The following is a 20,345-nucleotide window of genomic DNA, read 5'->3' as shown; positions in this document are numbered from 1 at the left end:
ATCGTTGCAGGCGCGGGGCCAGCCGGCGCGGCCACGGCCCGCGCGCTCGCGATGTGCGCGCCGGAGCTTCGAGTGGCCGTGATCGCGCCGGGCGAACGGCGCGGGCGGGGAAGAGGCCAGGGGAGAGGCGAGGTGTTGTCGCCGCTGATCCAGCCGGTGCTGCGTCAGCTCGGCCTGTGGCCGGCCTTTCTGACGCAGGATTTTGCGCCGTCGCACCGGACGCTGGTGTCATGGGACGAGGCCGGCCTGACCTCGAGTGAATTGCTGCTCGAGGCCCGTGGGCCGTCATGGCGCGTTGACCGCGCGACGTTCGACGGCTGGATCGCCGATGCGGCCTGTTGCGCGGCCGCGCGCGTCGATGCGAAGGTCTGGCGCCTCGCGGGCGAGGCGGACGGCTGGTCGGTCGCTTGCGACGACGGCAACAGCCATTCGGCCCGCCTGATCATCGATGCGACGGGCCGCGCCCGTGCGCTCGCCGACCGCCAGGGTTTTCGGCCGAAAGCTCAGGACCGCCTGATCGCGGCCTATGCCGAGGCGACGACGTCAGGGCCGGATGCACCGGAGCTGCTCGTCGAGGCCTTCGAGGACGGCTGGTGGTACACGCTGGCGCTGGGCGAGGGCAGGCGCGCCTTCGCCTGCATGACGGATTCCGATCTCGCCCGCGGCCTCGGATTGAACACGCCCGACGGCTGGCGCGCGGTGCTTGGCAGGACGCAATTCGTCGCGGCCGTCGCGAGCAGGGTCGTTGAGCTCGGACATCCACGCCTGATCCCCGCCGGCGGCCGAACCGCCGCAACGGCGACCGGCTTCCGTTTTCTCTGCGCGGGCGATGCCGCGAGCGCGTTCGATCCGATCTCCGGCCACGGCGTCGTCAAGGCGATGCGCTCGGGCATGTTCGCCGCCTATGTCGCCAGCGACTGCCTCGCGCGCGGAGATGCCACAGCCCTCGGCCGCTACGACGCATGGATCGCGCGTGAAGCTGCAGTCTACGCAACGACATTGAGTGAGCATTACGGCAGCGTGTCGCGCTGGGCCGACCGGCCGTTCTGGCGACGACGGCGCTCCGTTACGCCTTCAGCCCATCCTTCGAGCAATCTCCTGGAGCAATAGGGGAACAACATGATGAAGAATCTTGCGCGAATTGGTTTCGTCGTCGCCGCGCTCGGACCCAGCGTTCAGGCCTTGGCGGCACCGGTGCCCCGTGCGTTCGAGCCGCCGCCGACGCTGCCTGGGCAGGGCGATGTGGTGCGATTGGAGGCCGCCGTGGCGCCTGCCGTCGGCGGCTGCCGGCCGCAAGGATCGATCGCGCGCAGCGGCTCGATCGTCTCCGTGGTGCTGAACTTCGTGCGCGGGCGCTTCTTCATCAACAACCCCGATCCCACCGACCCGCAGCCGGGCGGTCTCGATCCGGTCGAGCTGCGCTCCTATGGCGGCTGCAAGTCGGGGCCTGCGATCTTCGTCAAGCCGGGCGACACGCTGCGCGTCGACCTGATCAATCAGCTTGCGAAGGATGATCCGAGCTGCCTGCCCAATCCGCCGTCGGGGCTCGGCCTGCCGGCTCTGGTCGGCTGCTTCAACACCACCAATCTGCACACCCACGGCCTGCACGTGTCGCCGGCGGGCAACAGCGACAACGTGCTGCTCAACATCGCGCCGCAGACCAAGTTTCCCTACGAGATCAACATCCCGAACGACCATCCGGCGGGGACGTTCTGGTATCACGCGCATCGTCACGGCTCGACGGCCGTGCAGGTGGCGAGCGGCGCCTCGGGCGTGCTGGTGGTTAAGGGCGAGCGCCCCTACACGCCGCCGACACCGCAGAACCCGAAGCCGATCGCCGACATCGACACGGTGCTGCATGACGACAACGGCACCCCGCTGAAGGAGCAGCTCTTCCTGTTCCAGCAGATCGCCTATGCCTGCTTCGCCAACCAGCCGAACCAGGCGGGCGGCCCGTGGCAGCAGATCTACACCACGCAAGGGCTCTACAACGCCAGCAGTCCCGCAAACATCGCCAACGCGCCGTGGACATGTCCGCTCGCAACCCCCGGCAATCCGGTCAGTCCCGGCGTCGTCGAGAATTTCGGCCTGCAACTGGACTCCGCCACGATCTGGGACACCAATGGCCGCTTTACCAGCGTCAACGGCATCGTGCAGCCGACGCTCACGCTGCCGGCGGGCGAGATCCAGCGCTGGCGTTTCGTGCATGCCGGCATTCACGACACCATCAACATTCAGCTGGTGCGCGCGACGCCCACGACGAACCTGATTGCGAACTCGGCGCTGAGTGGCAACCGCCAGCAGCAGAAGGCCGATCTTCTGGCCGCCTGCAACGCTTCCGCGGGCACGCTGATCCCGCAATTCGAGATTGCGAATGACGGCCTCACACGGACTAAAATTCGCACCGTGTTCGCCTCCCAGGTCGGCGGCGTGCTGGAATCGAACTACATGCAGCCCGGCTATCGCAGCGATATCCTCGTCGTCTTCCCCTCGGATGGCGACTACTGCCTGCTCAACCAGGCAGCGCCGCCGGCCGAGCGCGTGTCCAACGGCAATGGCGGCGGGCAGGGGCCGTCGACGCCGCAATTGCTGGCTTACATCCATGTGCGCGGCGGCCAGCCTGTGACCGGTGATCTCCAGGCCTATGTCGGCAAGGCGCTGTACGACGCCAATCCGACGCTGCCGGATCCCGTCCGCACCGGACTGCGTGACGGTGATCTGCGTCCATGGGCGCCGTTCGAGAACCTTGCACCGCCCGCTGCCGGCAGCCAGCAGCAGGAGGCTGCGTTCGCAATCAACTTCCCGAAGTTCACGGTCAACAACGACTCGTATGATCCTGACGTCGTGAACTATACCCGCGAGGTCAACACCACGGACGATTGGCTGCTCTCCGCGCAAGGCGAGCCGCACATCTTCCATATCCACGTCAATCCGTTCCAGGTGATCGACGTCACCACCACCAACACCAACGGTCAGCGGATCTCGATCTACAATCCCGACGGCACCTGCAAACCGGAGATCGTGTTCGCCGACCCGCAGCAACTGGCCAACCAGTATTGCGGCATGTGGCATACTTTCCGCGACACGATCATCGTCGAGAACAATTATCAGATCCAGGTCCGGACGCGATACGACCGCTACATCGGCGAATATGTCCTGCACTGCCACATCCTCGACCACGAGGACGCGGGCATGATGGCCAACATCGCGATCGTCCCCGATCTCAACGCGCCCGGCGGCGGCCTTGGGATGGCGGGCATGCACCGCGCCGCGCCGCCGACGGCCACACCGGCATCGCTGCCGCCGGGCCACAAGCATTGAGGGGCAGGGGCAGCAGCGAGGATCGCGCGTGATGAAGATCGGAATCCCCGTCTACGACGGCGTCGACATGCTCGACGTCGCCGGCCCCTTCGAGATGTTCGACTGGGCGAATTTCGATGTCGAGATCGTCGCCGCCAAGGCGGGCATGAAGCGGTTTCGTAACCGGGGATTTCCGTTCGAGGTCAAGACGTCCTTCGCGGAATGCACCCAGTATGATGCCGTCTGGGTCCCCGGCGGCGATCCGGCCGCGCTCACCGAGATCATCAACGACCCGCGCCAGACCTACTTCCATTTTCTGACCAAACAGGCCGCCGGTGCGAGATACATGTGCTCGGTCTGCGAGGGGGCGATGCTGCTTGCGGCCTCTGGTCTTCTCGACGGTCATTTCGCGACGACCCACTGGGCCTTCCTCGAATGCTTCCCCCTGTACTTTCCGAAGGTGAAGGTCGCCGAAGGTCACCCGCGCTTCGTGCTCGATCGCAATCGCCTGACGGGAGGCGGAATTTCGGCAGGCCTCGACGAGGCCCTGATGTTGATCACGCTGCTCGGCGGCACCGAGCTCGCCCGTGAGGTCCAGCAGAATACCCAGTATTATCCGGACCCGCCCGTGCGCAGCCCGATTCCGCCGGCACCGAAATGTCCGCTCGTCGGGGTCAAGCCGCTGGGGCCGAAGCGATCGGCGAGTGATTCGCTAACCGGCTGATATCTTGGCGTTTTCGCCGGCTGTTCCTTACTTCATGGAACCCTTTGGCGGCGGCGGCGTTGTCTTGCCATGAATGAAGACCTTTCCTTCCGACGCAAACCCCTGACCCCCGAACAGCGCCAGGCGCGCGATGCGGCACGCCGGATCGAGGCCGAAAAGGCCATGCGCGACCATGAAGCGGCGCAAAAGGCGTTTCACGCCAACCGCGAACGGCTGAGGGCCGAACGCCTTGCGCGGGAGGCCGCGGCGGCAAAGGGCTGATCGAGCCCGGTCGCCTCGCTTTGACTCTCGTTGTTCAATCTCACGACCGGCCTGGCGCCGGTCGGATAGGCGCGCTTGGACTGCGCCGCTGCGGCGCACAGCTTCTGTTCGCACGTCAGCTCTCAATCTCTCCCGCGCGAAGTCGTGTCGACGCGCCAGCATGTCGCGTGGCGGGCTTGACGGCGTTTGCCTTCCGGGAGGAAGCTTCAATTGATCCTCAATGACGTGAATGACGGAGACGTTCGCTCCCCAGCAGTCCCATCCCATCAGCGCAATGGAGCTGACCATGACCACGTTCGACAAGCGCGAGCAGGGCTTCGAGGCGAAATTCGCCCACGACGAGGAGCTCATGTTCAAGGCCTCGGCCCGGACCAACAAGTTGCTCGGGCTCTGGGCCGCCGATCAGCTCGGCCTCAGCGGCGATGCCGCGGCGAGCTATGCGACGGGACTGGTGACGGACAATCTGGAGCGGCGGACGATCGACGATGTCGTGGGCAGGGTCGCAGGCGATCTCGCCGCCAGGGGCGTGTCGCGCGAGCAGGTTGCGCTCAAATTCCAGGAATGCCTGCACCAGGCGCTCGCGCAGCTCGAAGCAAGCAAAGAGTGAGAGCGTGGCCCGTTGCGGCTCACTCGGCGTGCCTGCGCATGCCGGAATCGCTCAGCTTGTCGACATAGGCAATGCCGATCGCCGAGAGGATGAAGGTGATGTGGATCAGCACCTGCCACATCACGCCGGTCTCGGTGAATCCGGCGCGGCTCGAGCCGAGATTGCCGGCCTCGATGAAGGTGCGCAGCAGGGCGATCGAGGAGATGCCGATGATGGCCATGGCGAGCTTGATCTTCAGGACGCTCGCATTGACGTGGCCGAGCCATTCCGGCTCGTCGGGATGGCCTTGCAGGTCGAGCCGTGAGACGAACGTCTCGTAGCCGCCGACGATGACCATCACGAGCAGGTTGGAGATCATCACAACGTCGATCAGCGCGAGCACGCTCATCATGATCTGCTGTTCGGTGAGGTCCAGCGCGTGCCAGGACAGATGCCAGAGCTCCTTCAGGAACAGCGTGATGTAGACGCACTGCGCCACGATCAGCCCGAGATAGAGCGGCAGTTGCAGCCAGCGTGAGCCGAAGATGATCATCGGCAGCAGCCCCAGGCGCGGCGCGGGCGGGTGGGGTCCGGTGCTGGCTTCAGGCTCAACCGACATTCAGGCAGGATCCTCGCAAGGAGATGAGCTCGCTTTGATTAGCCCGACAAGATGGCTGGCGGAAGACGCGAGGTGCATTTGCGGCTTCCGGTCGCCGCGCCGTTTCGTGCTAGCGTCGCGGGCGGCCGTCGCGCGGATGGCCTGGATCGGGAGACCGGACGTGGGGAGCGGCTTTGGCAACGGGCTCGGAAGGGTTGCTCTCGCCGCGGCGATGATGCTTGGCGCCGGCGGCGCCGAGGTGTCGGCGACCCCGCTGACGCCGTTTCGTTACGAGGCGCAGGCGCAGCGTCATTGCCCGCACGACCAGGTGGTCTGGCTCGATTTCAAGAAGGGCGTCTACTACACCCGCGGCCAGAGGCGATATCGCCAGGGGTTCGACGGCAGCTTCGTCTGCCTCGGCGAGGCTCGCGATGGCTTCTATCGCCGCTCGCTGCTCGGACTGCGTTGAGCGCGACGGGCGTTCGGAAGGCGCGGGTTACTTCTGGCTTGGCAGCTTCACCGGTACGTGCGGGGAGGTGCTGATGACCCGGGGGCTTCCGTCGGAATAGGTACGGTCGCTGCGGATCAGCGATTCCAGAACCAGGAAAAATTTCTCTGAAAGCATTTGCGTCACCCTCGTTGGTGATGGCCTCTTGAAATGAGTCGAGGCGTCGAATGCCAAAATTCAATCAACTAAACGGGAGCGGGGCAATCCAAAACGGATCGCATGCTGCATCGCGGTGTAGTTGTAGTTAGAAAATGGGAAAGCGGAGGTCGTGCTCAGCCGAAGGCCAGTGCCACGAGGCTGGAGCAGAGAAGGACCAAGCCACCGGCGGTCAATGCCAGGAAGCCATCGGATACGAGGTCATGGTTGCGCATGGGACACCTGCCACTCTCGCCTTGGATGCTCGGTCGGATTGCTTAAAATTGTCCGAACGCATGTCTTGAAAGAGGTGATGCTTGCCTCCCGCGCGAGTGCCTCAGGCCCTCGTGCGGTAACCTTCAAACGCATGGGCCAGGAAGATCGCCGCGCTTACCAGACCCATCAGTGCCGAAACCGTCTCGATCATCGTTAAATTCCAAATCCCGCCCTTGCATGCGAGAGAACGCGGGCGGCCTTGCACAGTCAAAAGAATTCCAGTGATTGTCGCGACAATGGGGGTGGAGTGAGGATTTAGCGCAACAGAATGTCCAGGAGTGGCACAGAGCAGGGCTCTGCGCTCCGTAGATCAACGGGGAGAAGCGAACGCGCCGTTTACCATCCCGCCGTGTTCGCTGTGGGCTCCCCATTTCCGCCGTGTTCGGGTTGCGTTATCCTTACTCACGTTCGACGCGGTGGTGGGCCGCCTCGGACCACATGACCGGACGGTGCTTCCCCCGTAACGTAAGCGGGTTGGGTACGCCTCCGGCGAAATGGTATTTGGGGCGAATGGGGATCCGACGGTCAGATTCGGTTTTGCGGGCCGCGCGCGGTGTTGCGGCAGCCGCGACCTGCCTCGCGCTCGCCAATTGCGCATCCTCCAACAAGTTCGCCAGCCGGGTCGATCCGAAGTACGGGGTGTCCTCGAGCCCCCGGGTTGTCGCTTTTGGGGAGCCGGTTCCGAAGGGCGGCGGCACCTACCGCGTCGGCAAGCCCTATGTGGTGGCCGGCAGGACCTACGTTCCGGAAGAGGACGTCAACTACCGCGCCGAAGGCATGGCGTCCTGGTATGGTGACGACTTCCACGGCCGCCTGACCGCCAATGGCGAGGTGTTCGACATGGGCTCGCTGACGGCGGCGCATCCGACCCTGCCGATGCCGTCCTATGCACGGGTCACCAACGTCTCCAACGGCAAGTCGCTGATCGTCCGCGTCAATGACCGCGGGCCCTATCACGGCAACCGGCTCATCGACGTCTCGAACAAGGCCGCCGAACTCCTTGAATTCAAAGGAAATGGGGTCGCCAGGGTCCGGGTCGAATATGTCGGCCGGGCACCGCTCGAAGGTTCCGACGACCGCCAGCTGATGGCCACTTTGCGCACCGGGGTCCCGGCGCCGTCGCCCTCGATGGTGCGGGTCGCTTCGGCGAGGCCCTTCGTGCCGGAGATGCCGTCATCGACCCGCGGCGCCATTCGCGGCGAGGTTCCGATGCCGGAGGGGCGGCCCTACAATCTCGGCAACACCTCGGCCGATATGGCCTCCCTCAATGCGACCTCGGAAATGTCGGCCTCGAGCCGCAGCCGGGGGCGGGCGCTCCAGAATGCGCGTGCGGTGTCCTATGACGAGGACGGCCGCTACGCGAGCGAGAGCGCTCCCACCGCCGCCTACGGCTCTGACGGCGCCGCTGAAGCCCGCAGCATCCTGAGCGGTCGCGGCCTCTACTGATCAGGCCACAAGCAGAGAATTATGGAAAGCGAGGCAGCGCCGCTGCCTCAGCAAGCGGGCCTATTGCGCCGTGAACGGGACGCTCGCGCGTCCCGTGAAGGTCCAGACCTGCGTGCTGCCGCCGATGCCGCCGAGCTCTGCGCCGAAGGCGACCGTCGCTCCGCTCGCAAGCCGGGCGCCAACGCCGCCGGTGACGCGAGCCGACCAGCCCTGGAGCAGCGGCGTCGACGCCAGCGGGATGCCGCCCTCAGCGACGATCGCGGCCACGTCGTCCTGGGTGAAGTAGTAATCGGCATAGAAGCCGGCGTACGGCACCAGCACCACACTATCGAGCCATGCCACCGGAATGGAGACCTTGTTGCCCGCCGAGGCGCGGCCGCTGGTGAAGGTGCGGGCGGGTTGCTGGGTGCCGAGCGTGTCGACATAGGCGTTTTCCCGCTCCCACAGCGCGTAGACCTTGACCGAAGGGTCCAGATAGAAGCCGGCCCATTTGTAGGTGCCGGTGAAGCCGGTCGCGAACATCCAGCGATTGCCGTTGAAATTGCCCTGCGCGGTGCCCGCGAGGCCGTCATAACCGATGCCCGAATAGGTCACGGCCACGTCGTAGCGGAGCGTCGGGATGATCTTCCAGCCGAGATAGGCGCCGACGGTCCAGCCGTCGCCCTTCAGCTTTCCATTGACGGTGTCATCCGTGTAGCTGAAGTTCTCGTAGCCGCCGAGCACGCCCACCAGGAGGTTGGGTTTCGCACGGTAGGTCAGCCCCGTCAGCGCGTTCACCTGGAAGCCTCGGAGCGCGGCCTGGCTCACCTGGCCGACGCCGAATGAATTCGACGAATTCCATTGATCGACGCCGGTGCCGCGCACGTCGGCCCACAACAACCATTCCTTCTCCTGATGCCATTTCGGCACGGCCTTCTTCGGCATTTGCTGGTCGATCGCGGCAAACGCGTCATCGACGCGGGAGCCGCTGCGGCCGCGTCCCCCGCGGCCTGAACCTGCATTGCGGTCGCCATCGTAGGAATTCCGACCTGCGCCGCTCGTGCCGGTTCTGGACGCGCCATCGTCATCATCGCGTGGGTCGGCCGAGAAATTGATCCGCACGCGCGTGCTGCCCGGCGACACCAGCGTGCCGCCATCCGGATTGAAGCCATCGGCAATGGCATCGTCGATCGCCCCCGAGATGGCCTGCCCGGAATTCTGCGCCACCAGTTTGGTCACGTTGGCCTGCAGGGCGCGCAGTTTGAGACTGTCGGCAGGTATGTTCACGGCCTGGGCCAGCGCACCCGACTTGCTCGGCGCGAAAAGGCTGCTGCCCGCATAGCTGGCGGTGATGGTGTGGTTGCCAACGACAAGCGTCGATGTCGTGAAGGCGGCGACGCCGCCACTCACATTGCCGGTGCCGATCGCGCTGCCGCCGTCGCTGAAGGTCACGGTGCCCGTCGGTGTGCCGCCCTCACCGGTGACGGTCGCGCTGAAAGTCACCGGCTGGCCGAACTGGCTCGGGTTGGCCGACGAGGTGAGGGTGACTTTGCTATCGACCAGCCCCACGGAGAGAGTGAATGTCGAGCTGGCCGACGCGCTGTTCGTGTCCGTGATCGTGACGGTGAATGTTGTGGTCGTCAGCGGCGCGGTCGGCGTTCCGCTGATCGCCCCCGAGGCGGTGTTGTAGGTAAGGCCAAGGCTTGCGGGAAGCGCCGGGACGATCGCATAGGTCAGGGCGCCGCTACCGCCCGCGCCCGTCACCGGCGTAAACGGGGTCACGGCCTGGTTGACCGGCAGCGCCGACGACGGCACGGCGGTCGTCGCAACGACGGCTCCGCTCACGGTGAGGCTGAACGTCGCGGTCGCTGTCGCAGCATTGGCGTCGGTGACGGTTACCGTGAACGTCGCCGGGCTGACTGCTGCGGTCGGGGTGCCGGAAACGACGCCGTCCGGCGCGTTGATCTTCAGCCCCGTCGGCAGGGTCGGTGACACGCTGTAGGATAGAGGTGCGGTGCCGCCGCCGCCGGTGACGGGCGTGAACGCAGTGGCGGCATGATTGGCGGTCAGTGTCGTTGAGGCGACGGCCTGGGTCGCCGTAACGGCTCCGGCGACAGTCAGGCTGAAGGTGTTGGTCGCGGTCGCATTGTTGGCATCCGTGACCGTCACCGTGAATGTCGTTGCAGCAAGCGCCGCTGTCGGGGTGCCGGTGATGGCGCCGCTGCTGGCGTTGAGGCTCAGACCGGCCGGCAGCGCCGGCGCAATCGTATAGACCAGTGCCGGCGTGCCGCCTGAACCGGTCACAGGCGTGAACGAGGCCGCCGGCTGGCCCTGTGTCAGCGTTTTCGCAGGAATGGTCTGGGTTGCGACAACCGTGCCGTTGACGGTCAGGCTGAACGTGTTGCTCGCGGTGGCACCGTTGGAGTCGGTGATCGTGACCGTATAGGTCGTGGTGCCGCTGGCGACGGTTGGCGTGCCGGTGATCTGCCCGGTGCTGGCGTTGAGGCTCAATCCGGCGGGCAAGGCCGGCGAAACGCTGGAGGTCCGGGTGCCCGTGCCGCCCGAGCCGGTGACAGGCGTGAACGGGGTCGCCGCATGGTTGACGGTCAGCACGGTCGAGGGCGCGGTCTGCGTCGCGGTGACGGCGCCATTCACCGTCAGGCTGAAGCTATTGCTCGCGGTGGCGCCGTTAACATCCGTCACCGTGACGGTGTAGGTCGTCGCGCCGCTGGCCGTGGTTGGCGTACCTGTGACCTGCCCGGTGCTGGCGCTGAGACTCAATCCGGCGGGCAAGGCCGGCGAAACGCCATAACTCAGCGTGCCGGTACCGCCACCGCCTGTGACCGGTGTGAAAGGCGTGGTCGCATGGTTGGCGGTCAGCGTGGTCGACGGCACCGCCTGCGTCGCCGTCACCGCGCTGTTCACGGTCAGGGCGAAGGTATTGCTCGCTGTGGCGGCGTTCGCGTCGGTGACCGTGACCGTGTAGGTCGTGGCAGCGCTGGTGGCCGCCGGCGTTCCCGTGATTTGGCCGGTCGTGGTGTTGAAGGTCAGGCCGGCCGGCAAACCGGGAGAAACGGCAAAGCTCAACGGCGCGCTGCCCCCGGCGCCCGTGACCGGGGTGAAGGGCGTCGCGGCACGGTTCTGGGTCAGGCTGGTCGACGGCACCGCCTGCGTTGCCGTCACCGGCCCGTTGATGCTTAGGCTGAAAGTGTTGCTGGCGGTGGCGCCGTTGGTATCGGTGACGGTGACTGTGTAGGTGGTGGTCGGGCTCGCGCCGCTCGGCGTCCCCGTGACCTGTCCGTTCGCGGTGTTGAGGGTCAGCCCGGTGGGCAAGGTTGGCGAGATGCCGTAGCTGAGCGCGCCGGTGCCACCGCCGCCCGTGACCGGCGTGAACGGTGTGACCGCATGACCCGAGGTCCCCGTCACGGAGGCGATCGCCTGCGTCGCCGTCACGGCGCTGTTGATGGTCAGCTGGAACGTATTGCTCGCGGACGTGCCATTTGCGTCGGTCACGGTCACGGTGAAGGTCGACGCCGCATGCGTGACCGTAGGTGACCCCGTGATGGTGCCGGTCGAGGTGCTGAACGTCAGACCGGCCGGCAGCGTCGGCGAGACGCCATAGGTGAGCGGCGCGGTGCCGCCGGCGCCGGTGACCGGCGTGACCGAGACCGACGCCTGGTTCTGTGTCCGCGTCACTGCGGGAACCGCTTGCGTCGCCGTGGTGGGGCCATTGACGGCCAACTGGAACGTGTTGCTCGCGGTGGCGCTGTTGGCGTCCGAGATCGTGACCGTGTAAGTCGCGGCCGCACTCGTCGCCGTTGGACTCCCGGTGATCGCGCCCGTCGAGGTGTTGAGAGTCAATCCAGCCGGCAAGGCCGGTGAGATGCTGTAGGTCACAGGACTGGTGCCGCCACCGCCAGTCACCGGCGTGAAATTGGCCGACGCCTGGTTCTGCGTCAGCGTTTTTGTTGGGACCGACTGGGTCGCCGTGACCGCCGTATTCACGGTCAGGCTGAACGTGTTGCTCGCGGTGGCATTGTTGGCGTCGGTGACGGTCACGGTGAAGGTCGTCGCCGCAAGCGTCGCCGTCGGACTGCCGGTGATGGCGCCTGTGCCGGTATTGAGGGTCAATCCTGTCGGAAGCGTTGGCGATATGCTGTAGCTCAGCGGCGCAGTACCGCCAGATCCTGTCACCGGCGTGAAATTTGTCGCCGGCTGACCTTGCGTCAGCGTACGCGAGGCGATGGACTGCGTCGCGGTCGGCCCGACCGCGGTCAACGGTGCCCCTGTGGTTGCTGTCGTACCGGTCACCGATCCCGGGCCGGAAGCCGAGACCACGCCCGACGTGTAGGAATAGGTGCCCGCAGTCGAGGTGAAGACCGTCAATGTCACGGTGCAACTCGCGCTGGCATTCAAGACACCGCCGCTGAGGCTGAGGCTGCGGGTGCCGCCGTTGTAGGTCGCGGTGCCGCTGGTACAGGTCGTGCCGGGACTGGATCCGTTCAGGTTTACGGGCAAGGCGCTCGCAGCCACCGCGACGCCGGTGAGTTGGCTCGCTGCGTTCGGATTCGAGATCGTCAGCGTCAGCGTCGAGGTCGAGATGCCGTTCGACGCAATCGAGGTCGGAGAGAATGCAGCCGAGATGGTCGGTGCGGTGACGGAGCTGACAGTCAGCGTGCCGGTCGTCGCCGTGCCTCCCGCCGCAGAGTTCGTGGCTGAGACCGCACCGGTCGTGTAGGTGTATGTGTTCGCGGTTGCAGATGACACGGTCAGCGTCACCGTACAGCTTGCATTGGCCGCCAATGTCGCGCCGGACATGGACAGGTTGCCGCCTGCTCCGCCGGTGTAGACTGCCGTTCCGCCGCTGCAGGTGGTCGCCGGGCTGCTCCCGGTCAATCCGGCCGGCAGTGCGTTTGCGGCCACCGCAAGGCCGCTCAGCGCCACTCCGGTGTTCGGATTTGTGATCGTCAGCGTGAGTGTCGATGTTCCGCTGGTCGTGGTGGTTGACGGCGAGAACGCGGCCGCGATCGTCGGTGCGGAAGCCGGCAGGATGATCGTCAGAGGGTAGGCGGTGTCGGTCAGCGTTCCCGGCGTGGCGACGCCAGAGGCGTCACTGCAAACCGAACAGTACCAAAGCGTGACGTGGTCCACCGTCCCGGGCGAGGTCAGTGCAGTGAGTTTGATATCGATGGCGGACTGACCGACATTAACATTTCCACCATTGGCCGTGATGTTCATGCTGTAGGAGCCGGCGCTCGTCGACGTCGAGAAGGGAGTCGCGGTCGCTGCCGACGTGCCGTCGATCATGAAAAACGTGCCAGCGTCGATGCCGGCCGCGGAGTAGATGCCGAAAAGGACCGCATCGTCAGCGGCGGTCTTGGTATTTTGCGGGCTGTTGACCGTGAAACAGAGATGATAGGTCTGGTTGACGCTGGTGAAGGTGATCGTCGTGCCGCTCGTAGAATCCGTGACCTGATCGCAGGGTCCCGGCGGAGCCGCAAACGCTTCCGACAGTGATCCGCCCATCAGGCAGATCGACAGCAGTGCGGTGATGCCGAACGCTCTCATTGCACGCGACGCGACCACCGCTCGCAGGGACCGCGCAACCATCGCGCCGAGCACCTGGAAAAGAAACAGCATTGCGTCCCCACGCCGGCAACTTGGAACGCGTCAACCCGCAGCTTCCAGTTGCTTCTAAAATCAATAAAATCTCTGGCGGGCGGTTGTGCCATTGCCCGACGACATCCTATGGGACGCAAAAAGCCGCCGCTCCACAAGTCCCGAAACTTGAAATTCGGTAAACTTGAACCTTTTGCAGCCGCTTTTGCTTCCTCTAGTTGCAGAAATGCAACCAATCTGCACGCCGCTTGTATTTCCCAACTTTTCAGGTATCGCCCGAGACCATCCGCCATTCAGCGGAATCATCCCAAGATAGAAGCTCATCCAGGGGCGACTCTAACGCGCGTGCACTTGACGGATGATCGTGTGCTATCTAACAATCACAGCGGGAACACCTTCTATTCACGCGTCGATTTCAAAACCGCCGCGCGCTGATTTCGTATTCGCGCGTCACGACAGCAATCCGCCTGACATATGAAGATGGGGAGGAAGACATGCCTAGCCAGCCAGTCCTGGGGCAGATCATGCCTTTTGCCGGCTCCATCATACCGAGGGGCTGGGCCCTCTGTAACGGGGCGCTGCTGGCGATCCAGCAGAATACAGCGCTGTTTTCACTGCTCGGGACCTATTATGGCGGTAATGGCGTGTCGACGTTCGGGCTGCCGAACCTGATGGGGCGCGCGATTCTCGGCATGGATAACCAGGGCAGTTACGTGCCGGGAATGATCAGCGGCACGACCGCGGTCAGCCTGAGCACGGCCACGCTGCCAAGCCACCCGCACGGGATACTGGCCAAGACCGATCAGGGCAGCGGTCGTGGCCTCGCCGTGCCGACGAACAACGTCTTCGAAACGAACACGCTTCCTCCCGCAAGCCCGACCAAGATATTCGTCGCTGCCGGCAAGCAGGAGACCCCGCTTGCGATCGGCACCAATGTCGTCAACGAAGGTGGTGGCTCACCGCACAACAACATGCAGCCCTATCTCACGATCAGCTATCTGATAGCGCTGCAAGGCACCTATCCGTCCCGGGACTGAAGGCCCGGGACTGAAGGCGCGATCGACCTTCGGCCAATCGCGCCGAAGGTCAGGCGATAGTTTCACCTCGCATTTCGACTCCGCATCCGCGACACGATTGGAAAGGCGACCATGTCAGATCCTTTTGTCGGTGAAATCAGGCTTTTTGCCTTTCCGCGCGTGCCGACCGGCTGGTTCGCCTGCAACGGACAGAGCGTGTCCATCTCCGAGTACCAGGCGCTGTATGCGATCATCGGCACGATCTATGGCGGCGATGGGCAAACCACTTTCAACCTTCCCGATCTGCAGGGACGCGTCGCGATCGGGCGGGGCCAGGGCACCGGTTTGCCGAACTTCACTCTCGGGCAATTGGGGGGTGAAGAAGCGCACACATTGATCGAGCCAGAGATGCCGGTCCACAGCCATGCCCTGATGTCGTCAACGGCAGTGGGCGAAACGCAAACACCGGGTCCGACGCTGCATCTGGGGACGGCGTCGGCCGGCACTCTCTATGCACCGGCTGCCAGCATCCCGTCCTATGATCGCATGGCGGCATGCGTCGCCCCCGCGGGCAACAGCGTGCCGCACGAGAACATGATGCCGACCGTCACCTGCAATTACTGCATCTGTTGGGCGGGTATTTTCCCATCGCAGGGCTGATCGCGCCGTCGAGGCAATCCAGTTCGGGCAATCGTAAGGGGAGGATCAGGTGTCAGATCCGTTTGTTGGTGAAATCCAGGCGTTTCCGTTTTCTTTCGCGTCCAGCGGCTTCAATCAGGCTTGGCTGCCGTGTTTTGGGCAGATCGTTCCCATTCAACGCTTCACGCCGCTGTTCAGCCTGATCGGCACCGCGTACGGCGGTAACGGCCAAAGCAATTTCGCACTCCCGAATCTTTCCGGCTCCGTCGTCATGAGTCAGGGACAGGGGCGGGGACTTTCGCTGCGGGATATTGGTGAGGTCGTGGGCTCCCCTACGGTCACGCTGACTGTCGATACCATGGCTCGTCACACCCATGGGCTGCAGCTCGGCATCAAGACGGCTGCGAACGCGACCGCCGGCCCCGGAACGTCATCGAATCTCACGGCGATCGATCCGGCGTTCAACGGCTTTGGCCCGCTCCCCAGCAATACGACTCTGGCGCCGAACGCGATCGCGCCCAACGGCCAGGGGCAGCCGCACGACAACATGCAACCGACCCAGGTGCTGGTCTGGTGCATCGCCTATGCGGGAATCTTTCCGTCCTTCGGCTGACGCGACGGTATGACCGACCGCGCGTCGCTGGACATCATCCCCGATGATCCGGCCTTGCGGCTTCGGCCCGCAGGCCCGACCGACGAGCCGTTCATCCGGCATCTCTTCGAGCAGGTCCGGACAGGGCAATTCACGGCCACCGGCCTGTCCGGACCGATCGTCAGCCAAGTCATCGCGCAGCAGTTTCGCAGCCAGGCGGCCGGCTATGCCGCGCAATTCCCCGACGCGATCTCGCTGATCGTCACACGGGACGGGAGCGACGTCGGCCGGCTGCTGCTTCATTGCACGCGCGAGCGCTGGCACATCGTAGACATCGCGCTGCTGCCGCCCGAATGCGGCTGCGGTATCGGAACGAAAATACTCGATGCACTCGACGCCGGCGCGCGGCAGCGCGGTGTTGCGGCGCTGACGCTCTCGGTGCTCGCCGACAATCTGGCCGCGCGCAGGTTTTACCTGCGGCAGGGATTTGCCGAGACCGGGCAGGCGGGTGCCGCCCACATCGCGATGAGGAAAGATCTCATCTAGCGCGCCGCCTCGCGCAGGAAGCTCACCAGCGCCGCGTTGACCTCGTCGGGCCGCTCCTGCTGCACCCAATGGCCGGCGCCGTCGATGATCAGCTTGCGCTTGAGGTTGGGCAGCACGCGCTCCAGCTCGTTGACGCGCTTGGCGCCGATCAGGCCGGTGATGACGGCGTCTTTCGAGCCGGCGATGAACAGCGAGGGCTGGTGGATCTGCGCATCCTGCCAGGGCGCCGTCAGCTCCCAGTTGCGGTCGAGGTTGCGATACCAGTTCAGCCCGCCACGGAAGCCGGACTTGCGGAAGCTCTCGGTGAAATAGGCAAGGTCGGCCTCGCTGAGCCAGTCGGGCAGCGGCTCCTCGGTGGTGGCGTGCCCGAGAAAGCCCTTGCCGTCCTGCACGAACATGGCGGCGCTCGGGTCGGCAAGGCCGCGGCCGCCGAGCACGATGCGCATGGTGCGCGCGACGTCGTGCTCGAGCTCGGCCTCGGCAACGCCGGGGGTCTGGAAATACTGCCAGTAGAAATTGGTCACGCCGCCCTGGCGCAGCAGGTCGAGCGGCTTGCCGCGGCCGCGGAAGGGCGGCGGGACGCTCAACCCCGCCACCGCCGTGAAGATGTCGGGCCGGAACAGCGCCGCGTGCCAGGCGACCGGCGCGCCCCAGTCGTGGCCGACCAGCATCGCCTTGGTCTCGCCGAGCGCCTGCACGAGGCCGACGATGTCGCCGACCGTGTCGAAGATCGAATAGGCGCTCACCTCGGGCGGCGCCGCGCTCTGGCCATAGCCGCGCATGTCGGGGGCGACGACATGGAATCCGGCCTCAGCCAGCTCCGGGATCTGATGGCGCCACGAGTAGGACAGTTCGGGCCAGCCGTGGCACAGCACGACCAGCGGACCCTGGCCGGCTTCGCGGATGAACAGATCGATCCCGTTGGCCTTGAGCATGCGGGTGGACGACATCGCTTTTCCGCCTTGTTTCAGGGGTTTGGTGGAAAAATGTGAGGTGCCACGATAGGGGTGCGGCGAGAATCGTGCAATCTCGGGTTCCGGCGTCCTGCCTCGTGTTGTTCGCGCCGGTTCCTGCTGTTAGAACGCCGCTCTCAGGGCTTGGCCATGGCAATTCGTCTTTTTCCGCTCCGTCTCACCCGGTCCACCGCCGGAGCACTGGCGCGCGCGCTGATCGCGACGGCTGTGATGGTGGGCATCGGCTCCGGCGGGGCGCTCTACGCCGCCAACCAGAGCGTCCAGGGCGCCAAGAAAACCGAAGAGTCCGGCTTCGACGGCGACGCCCCCACCGCGATCCTGATCGAGGCCTCCAGCGGCAGCGTGCTGTTCGAGAAGAACGCCGACGAGCTGCGCGCGCCCTCCAGCATGATGAAGCTGATGACGGCGGAAGTCGTCTTCAACGCCATCAAGAAGGGCGACATGAAGCTGACCGACGAATACCGGATCAGCGAGAATGCCTGGCGCAAGGGCGGAGCGCCCTCGGGCGGCTCGACCATGTTCGCGGCCATCAACAGCAAGGTCTCGGTCGACGATCTCCTGCATGGCGCGATCATCCAGAGCGGCAACGACGCCTGCATCGCGCTCGCCGAAGGCATCGCCGGCAACGAGAAGATCTTTGCGGCCGACTTCATGACCAAGCGCGCCCGCGAGCTCGGCATGACCAAATCGACCTTCGGCAATTCCAACGGTCTGCCCGACCCCGGCAACAAGATGACGGTGCGCGAGCTCGGCATCCTCGCCCGCCATATCATCCTGGACTTCCCCGAATTCTACAAATTGTTCGGCGAGAAGGAGTACACTTGGAACAAGATCCGCCAGCCGAACCGCAATCCGCTGCTCAACTCGATGGAAGGTGCTGACGGCCTGAAGACGGGCTACACCAAGGAAGGCGGCTACGGCATGGTCGGCTCGGCCGTGCAGAACGGCACGCGGCTGATCGTCGTCGTCAACGGTCTCGAAGATCCCGAGGATCGCGCCACGGAAGCCAAGAAGATGCTGGAATGGGGTTTTCGCAATTTCGAGACCCGCACGCTGATCGCGGCCGAGCAGCCAGTCGGCTACGCCAAGGTGTTCGGCGGCGAGAGCCGCTCGGTCAAGCTGGTCGCCAAGACGCCCGTGAAGGTGATGGTGCACAAGAACGGCAGCGACAAGCTGATCGCGCGCATCGTCTATAGCGGCCCGGTGCGCGCACCTGTCCAGGAAGGCCAGCAGGTCGGCGTGGTCAAGGTCTGGCGCAGCGGCAATATCGCGGTGGAGACGCCGGTCTATGCGGCCGAGGCGATCGGCACCGGCTCGACCATGCGCCGCGCGATCGACGGCGCCAGCGAGCTCGTGATCGGCATGTTCCGCGCAGGCGCCGAGAAGCTCTGACCATGAGTGAAAGCAAGGGACAGCGACCGTCCGGACGCGGACGCTTCATCACCTTTGAGGGTGGTGAGGGCACGGGCAAGTCGACCCAGATCAAGAAGCTCGCCGACCGCCTCAAGGCGGCACGGATGCGCACGCTCGTCACGCGCGAGCCGGGGGGATCGCCGGGCGCCGAGATCATGCGTCATCTGGTGCTGTCGGGCATGGGCAAGCTGCTCGGGCCCGACGCCGAGACGCTGCTGTTCGCCGCCGCGCGCGACGACCATGTCCGCACCGTGATCCAGCCCGCGCTCAACCACGGCGCCTGGGTGCTGTGCGACCGTTTCGCCGACTCGACGCGCGCCTATCAGGGCAGCCTCGGCCAGGTGCCCGCGGCGCTGATCAACGCCATGCAGCGGGTCACGATCGGCAATCTCAAGCCGGATCTCACCATCATCCTCGACCTGCCGGTCGAGATCGGCCTGCAACGCGCCGCCGCGCGTCGCGGCAGCGGCACGCCCGACCGGTTCGAAAGCGAGCAGCTCAGCTTCCATCAGGGTCTGCGCGAGGCCTATCGGAAGATCGCTGAGGAGGAGCCCGAGCGCTGCGTGCTGATCGACGCCAATTCCGATCCTGATACGGTCGCCGGCCGGGTCTGGGCGGCGCTGCGCGAGCGCCTCCTGCCAACGCCGGCGTCGGTGATCTCGGCATGAGCCCGCGTCAGACCGAGCGCGAATCCGCCGTTCCGCATCCGCGCGAGACGAGCCTTCTGTTCGGCCATCGCGAGGCCGAGACCGCGCTGCTGACCGCCTATCGCAGCGGTCGTATCCCGCATGCCTGGCTGATCGGGGGCGCGCAGGGGATCGGCAAGGCGACGCTGGCCTATCGCATGGCCCGCTTCGTGCTCGCGCACGGCCAGCCATTGGCGCCGGCCGTCCAGTACGCCGAGAGCCTCGCGATCGATCCGGATGACGCCGTTGCGCGGCAGGTCGCGGCCGGCTCGCATGGCGGCCTGTTGACGCTGGAGCGCACCGCCAATGATCGCGGCGTGATGCGTACAGTGATCACGGTGGACGAGACGCGCGAGACGATCGGCTTCTTCGGCTCGACCGCCGCGGCGGAAGGCTGGCGCGTCTGCATCGTCGACACCGTCGACGAGCTCAATCCGAACGCCGCCAACGCGCTGCTGAAGATCCTCGAGGAGCCGCCGCAGCAATCGCTGTTCCTGCTGGTGAGCCACGCGCCCGCACGCGTGCTCGCCACAATTCAGTCACGTTGCCGCAAGCTGCGCCTGCGGCCGCTCGAAACGGACGAGGTGATCAGCGCGGCCGCTGAAGCTGCCGGCCTCGCGCCGACCGACCTTGCCTTACGCGAGGCGGCGGAGGCTTCCGAGGGCAGCGTCGCGCGGGCGCTGACGCTGCTCGGCGGGGACGCGTTGAAGCTCCAGCAGCGTACGGCGGCGCTGCTGGCACGACTGCCACAGGTCGATCCGCGCGAACTGCACACGCTTGGCGATTCCCTCGGTACCAGCGACCGCGTTGCGCTCGCGGCCTTCATCGACGGCATCGATCGCTGGATCGCCGAGCGCCTGCATGCGGACGAGGCCAACGCCAACCAGAACCTGCCGCGCCTTGCGCGCCTAGCTGAGGTATGGGAAAAGATCGTCCGCGCCGCGCGCGACACCGAAACCTACAATCTGGAGCGAAAGCCCTTGGTTTTCTCGGTGTTCGGCTGGCTGGCGGACGCAACGCGCTAGAGCATGATCCGGAAAAGTGCGC

17 protein-coding genes are annotated in these 20,345 nt (G+C 65.4%); 14 read left to right on the top strand and 3 right to left on the bottom strand.

Annotated elements, in window-relative coordinates; genetic code table 11:
• Positions 1-132: 132 nt before the first annotated feature.
• The 5 genes from VGR99_RS34155 (at position 133) to VGR99_RS34135 (ending at position 4,892) form a co-directional block, all read left to right on the top strand.
• On the top strand, positions 133-1,110 hold the full coding sequence (locus VGR99_RS34155) for an NAD(P)/FAD-dependent oxidoreductase (protein WP_326904349.1): 978 nt from the start codon (positions 133-135) through the stop codon (positions 1,108-1,110).
• A gap of 9 nt (positions 1,111-1,119) precedes the next feature.
• Positions 1,120-3,321, top strand: coding sequence for a multicopper oxidase family protein (locus VGR99_RS34150; RefSeq protein WP_326904348.1), 2,202 nt, complete (start codon positions 1,120-1,122; stop codon positions 3,319-3,321).
• Between the two features lie 31 nt (positions 3,322-3,352).
• Positions 3,353-4,024 carry a DJ-1/PfpI family protein gene (locus VGR99_RS34145; RefSeq protein ID WP_326904347.1) on the top strand — a complete coding sequence of 224 codons (672 nt, stop codon included), beginning with the start codon at positions 3,353-3,355 and terminating at the stop codon, positions 4,022-4,024.
• A gap of 69 nt (positions 4,025-4,093) precedes the next feature.
• Positions 4,094-4,285: a hypothetical protein gene (locus VGR99_RS34140; protein WP_326904346.1), complete on the top strand. Its 192-nt coding sequence runs from the start codon at positions 4,094-4,096 to the stop codon at positions 4,283-4,285.
• A gap of 286 nt (positions 4,286-4,571) precedes the next feature.
• Complete coding sequence (locus VGR99_RS34135; RefSeq protein ID WP_326904345.1) at positions 4,572-4,892, top strand: DUF1476 domain-containing protein; 321 nt, start codon at positions 4,572-4,574, stop codon at positions 4,890-4,892.
• Between the two features lie 19 nt (positions 4,893-4,911).
• Here VGR99_RS34135 and VGR99_RS34130 read toward each other — a convergent pair whose 3' ends face one another.
• Positions 4,912-5,490: a TIGR00645 family protein gene (locus VGR99_RS34130; RefSeq protein ID WP_326904344.1), complete on the bottom strand. Its 579-nt coding sequence runs from the start codon at positions 5,488-5,490 to the stop codon at positions 4,912-4,914.
• Positions 5,491-5,701: 211 nt separating this feature from the next.
• On the opposite strand from VGR99_RS34130, the gene VGR99_RS34125 reads away from it, so the two are divergent.
• Together VGR99_RS34125 and VGR99_RS34120 are read left to right on the top strand one after the other, a co-directional pair.
• Positions 5,702-5,938 (top strand): hypothetical protein, encoded by a 237-nt coding sequence (locus tag VGR99_RS34125; protein ID WP_326904582.1) that lies wholly within the window; start codon positions 5,702-5,704, stop codon positions 5,936-5,938.
• 960 nt (positions 5,939-6,898) lie between these two features.
• Positions 6,899-7,834 (top strand): septal ring lytic transglycosylase RlpA family protein, encoded by a 936-nt coding sequence (locus tag VGR99_RS34120; RefSeq protein WP_326904343.1) that lies wholly within the window; start codon positions 6,899-6,901, stop codon positions 7,832-7,834.
• Positions 7,835-7,894: 60 nt separating this feature from the next.
• On the opposite strand, the gene VGR99_RS34115 is transcribed toward VGR99_RS34120, so the two are convergent.
• Positions 7,895-13,453: a putative Ig domain-containing protein gene (locus tag VGR99_RS34115; protein WP_326904342.1), complete on the bottom strand. Its 5,559-nt coding sequence runs from the start codon at positions 13,451-13,453 to the stop codon at positions 7,895-7,897.
• A gap of 473 nt (positions 13,454-13,926) precedes the next feature.
• Here VGR99_RS34115 and VGR99_RS34110 point away from each other — a divergent pair, with 473 nt between their 5' ends.
• The 4 genes from VGR99_RS34110 to VGR99_RS34095 all read left to right on the top strand — a co-directional run bounded on the left by VGR99_RS34110 (position 13,927) and on the right by VGR99_RS34095 (position 16,225).
• Complete coding sequence (locus tag VGR99_RS34110) at positions 13,927-14,469, top strand: phage tail protein (RefSeq protein WP_326904341.1); 543 nt, start codon at positions 13,927-13,929, stop codon at positions 14,467-14,469.
• 111 nt (positions 14,470-14,580) lie between these two features.
• A complete protein-coding gene (locus VGR99_RS34105; protein WP_326904340.1) occupies positions 14,581-15,108 on the top strand; it encodes a phage tail protein in 528 nt (175 codons plus the stop codon).
• 49 nt (positions 15,109-15,157) lie between these two features.
• Positions 15,158-15,700 carry a phage tail protein gene (locus tag VGR99_RS34100; protein ID WP_326904339.1) on the top strand — a complete coding sequence of 181 codons (543 nt, stop codon included), beginning with the start codon at positions 15,158-15,160 and terminating at the stop codon, positions 15,698-15,700.
• Positions 15,701-15,709: 9 nt separating this feature from the next.
• Complete coding sequence (locus VGR99_RS34095; protein ID WP_326904338.1) at positions 15,710-16,225, top strand: GNAT family N-acetyltransferase; 516 nt, start codon at positions 15,710-15,712, stop codon at positions 16,223-16,225.
• Here the strand turns inward: VGR99_RS34095 and VGR99_RS34090 are convergent.
• Positions 16,222-17,175 carry an alpha/beta hydrolase gene (locus VGR99_RS34090; protein ID WP_326904337.1) on the bottom strand — a complete coding sequence of 318 codons (954 nt, stop codon included), beginning with the start codon at positions 17,173-17,175 and terminating at the stop codon, positions 16,222-16,224. The genes VGR99_RS34095 and VGR99_RS34090 overlap by 4 nt on opposite strands.
• A 153-nt stretch (positions 17,176-17,328) precedes the next feature.
• On the opposite strand from VGR99_RS34090, the gene VGR99_RS34085 reads away from it, so the two are divergent.
• Genes VGR99_RS34085 through VGR99_RS34075 form a run of 3 tightly spaced genes read left to right on the top strand, consistent with a single transcriptional unit; the run spans position 17,329 to position 20,323 of the window.
• Positions 17,329-18,591 (top strand): D-alanyl-D-alanine carboxypeptidase family protein, encoded by a 1,263-nt coding sequence (locus VGR99_RS34085; RefSeq protein ID WP_326904336.1) that lies wholly within the window; start codon positions 17,329-17,331, stop codon positions 18,589-18,591.
• A gap of 2 nt (positions 18,592-18,593) precedes the next feature.
• Complete coding sequence (gene tmk, locus VGR99_RS34080) at positions 18,594-19,280, top strand: dTMP kinase (RefSeq protein ID WP_326904335.1); 687 nt, start codon at positions 18,594-18,596, stop codon at positions 19,278-19,280.
• Positions 19,277-20,323: a DNA polymerase III subunit delta' gene (locus VGR99_RS34075; RefSeq protein ID WP_326904334.1), complete on the top strand. Its 1,047-nt coding sequence runs from the start codon at positions 19,277-19,279 to the stop codon at positions 20,321-20,323. The genes tmk and VGR99_RS34075 overlap by 4 nt, the downstream gene beginning before the upstream one ends.
• Positions 20,324-20,345 lie beyond the last annotated feature (22 nt).

The organism is Bradyrhizobium sp. (assembly GCF_035935975.1).
GTDB lineage: Bacteria > Pseudomonadota > Alphaproteobacteria > Rhizobiales > Xanthobacteraceae > Bradyrhizobium.
Note: the sequence above shows the minus strand (reverse complement) of the source record. Positions and strands in the feature narration are given on the sequence as shown.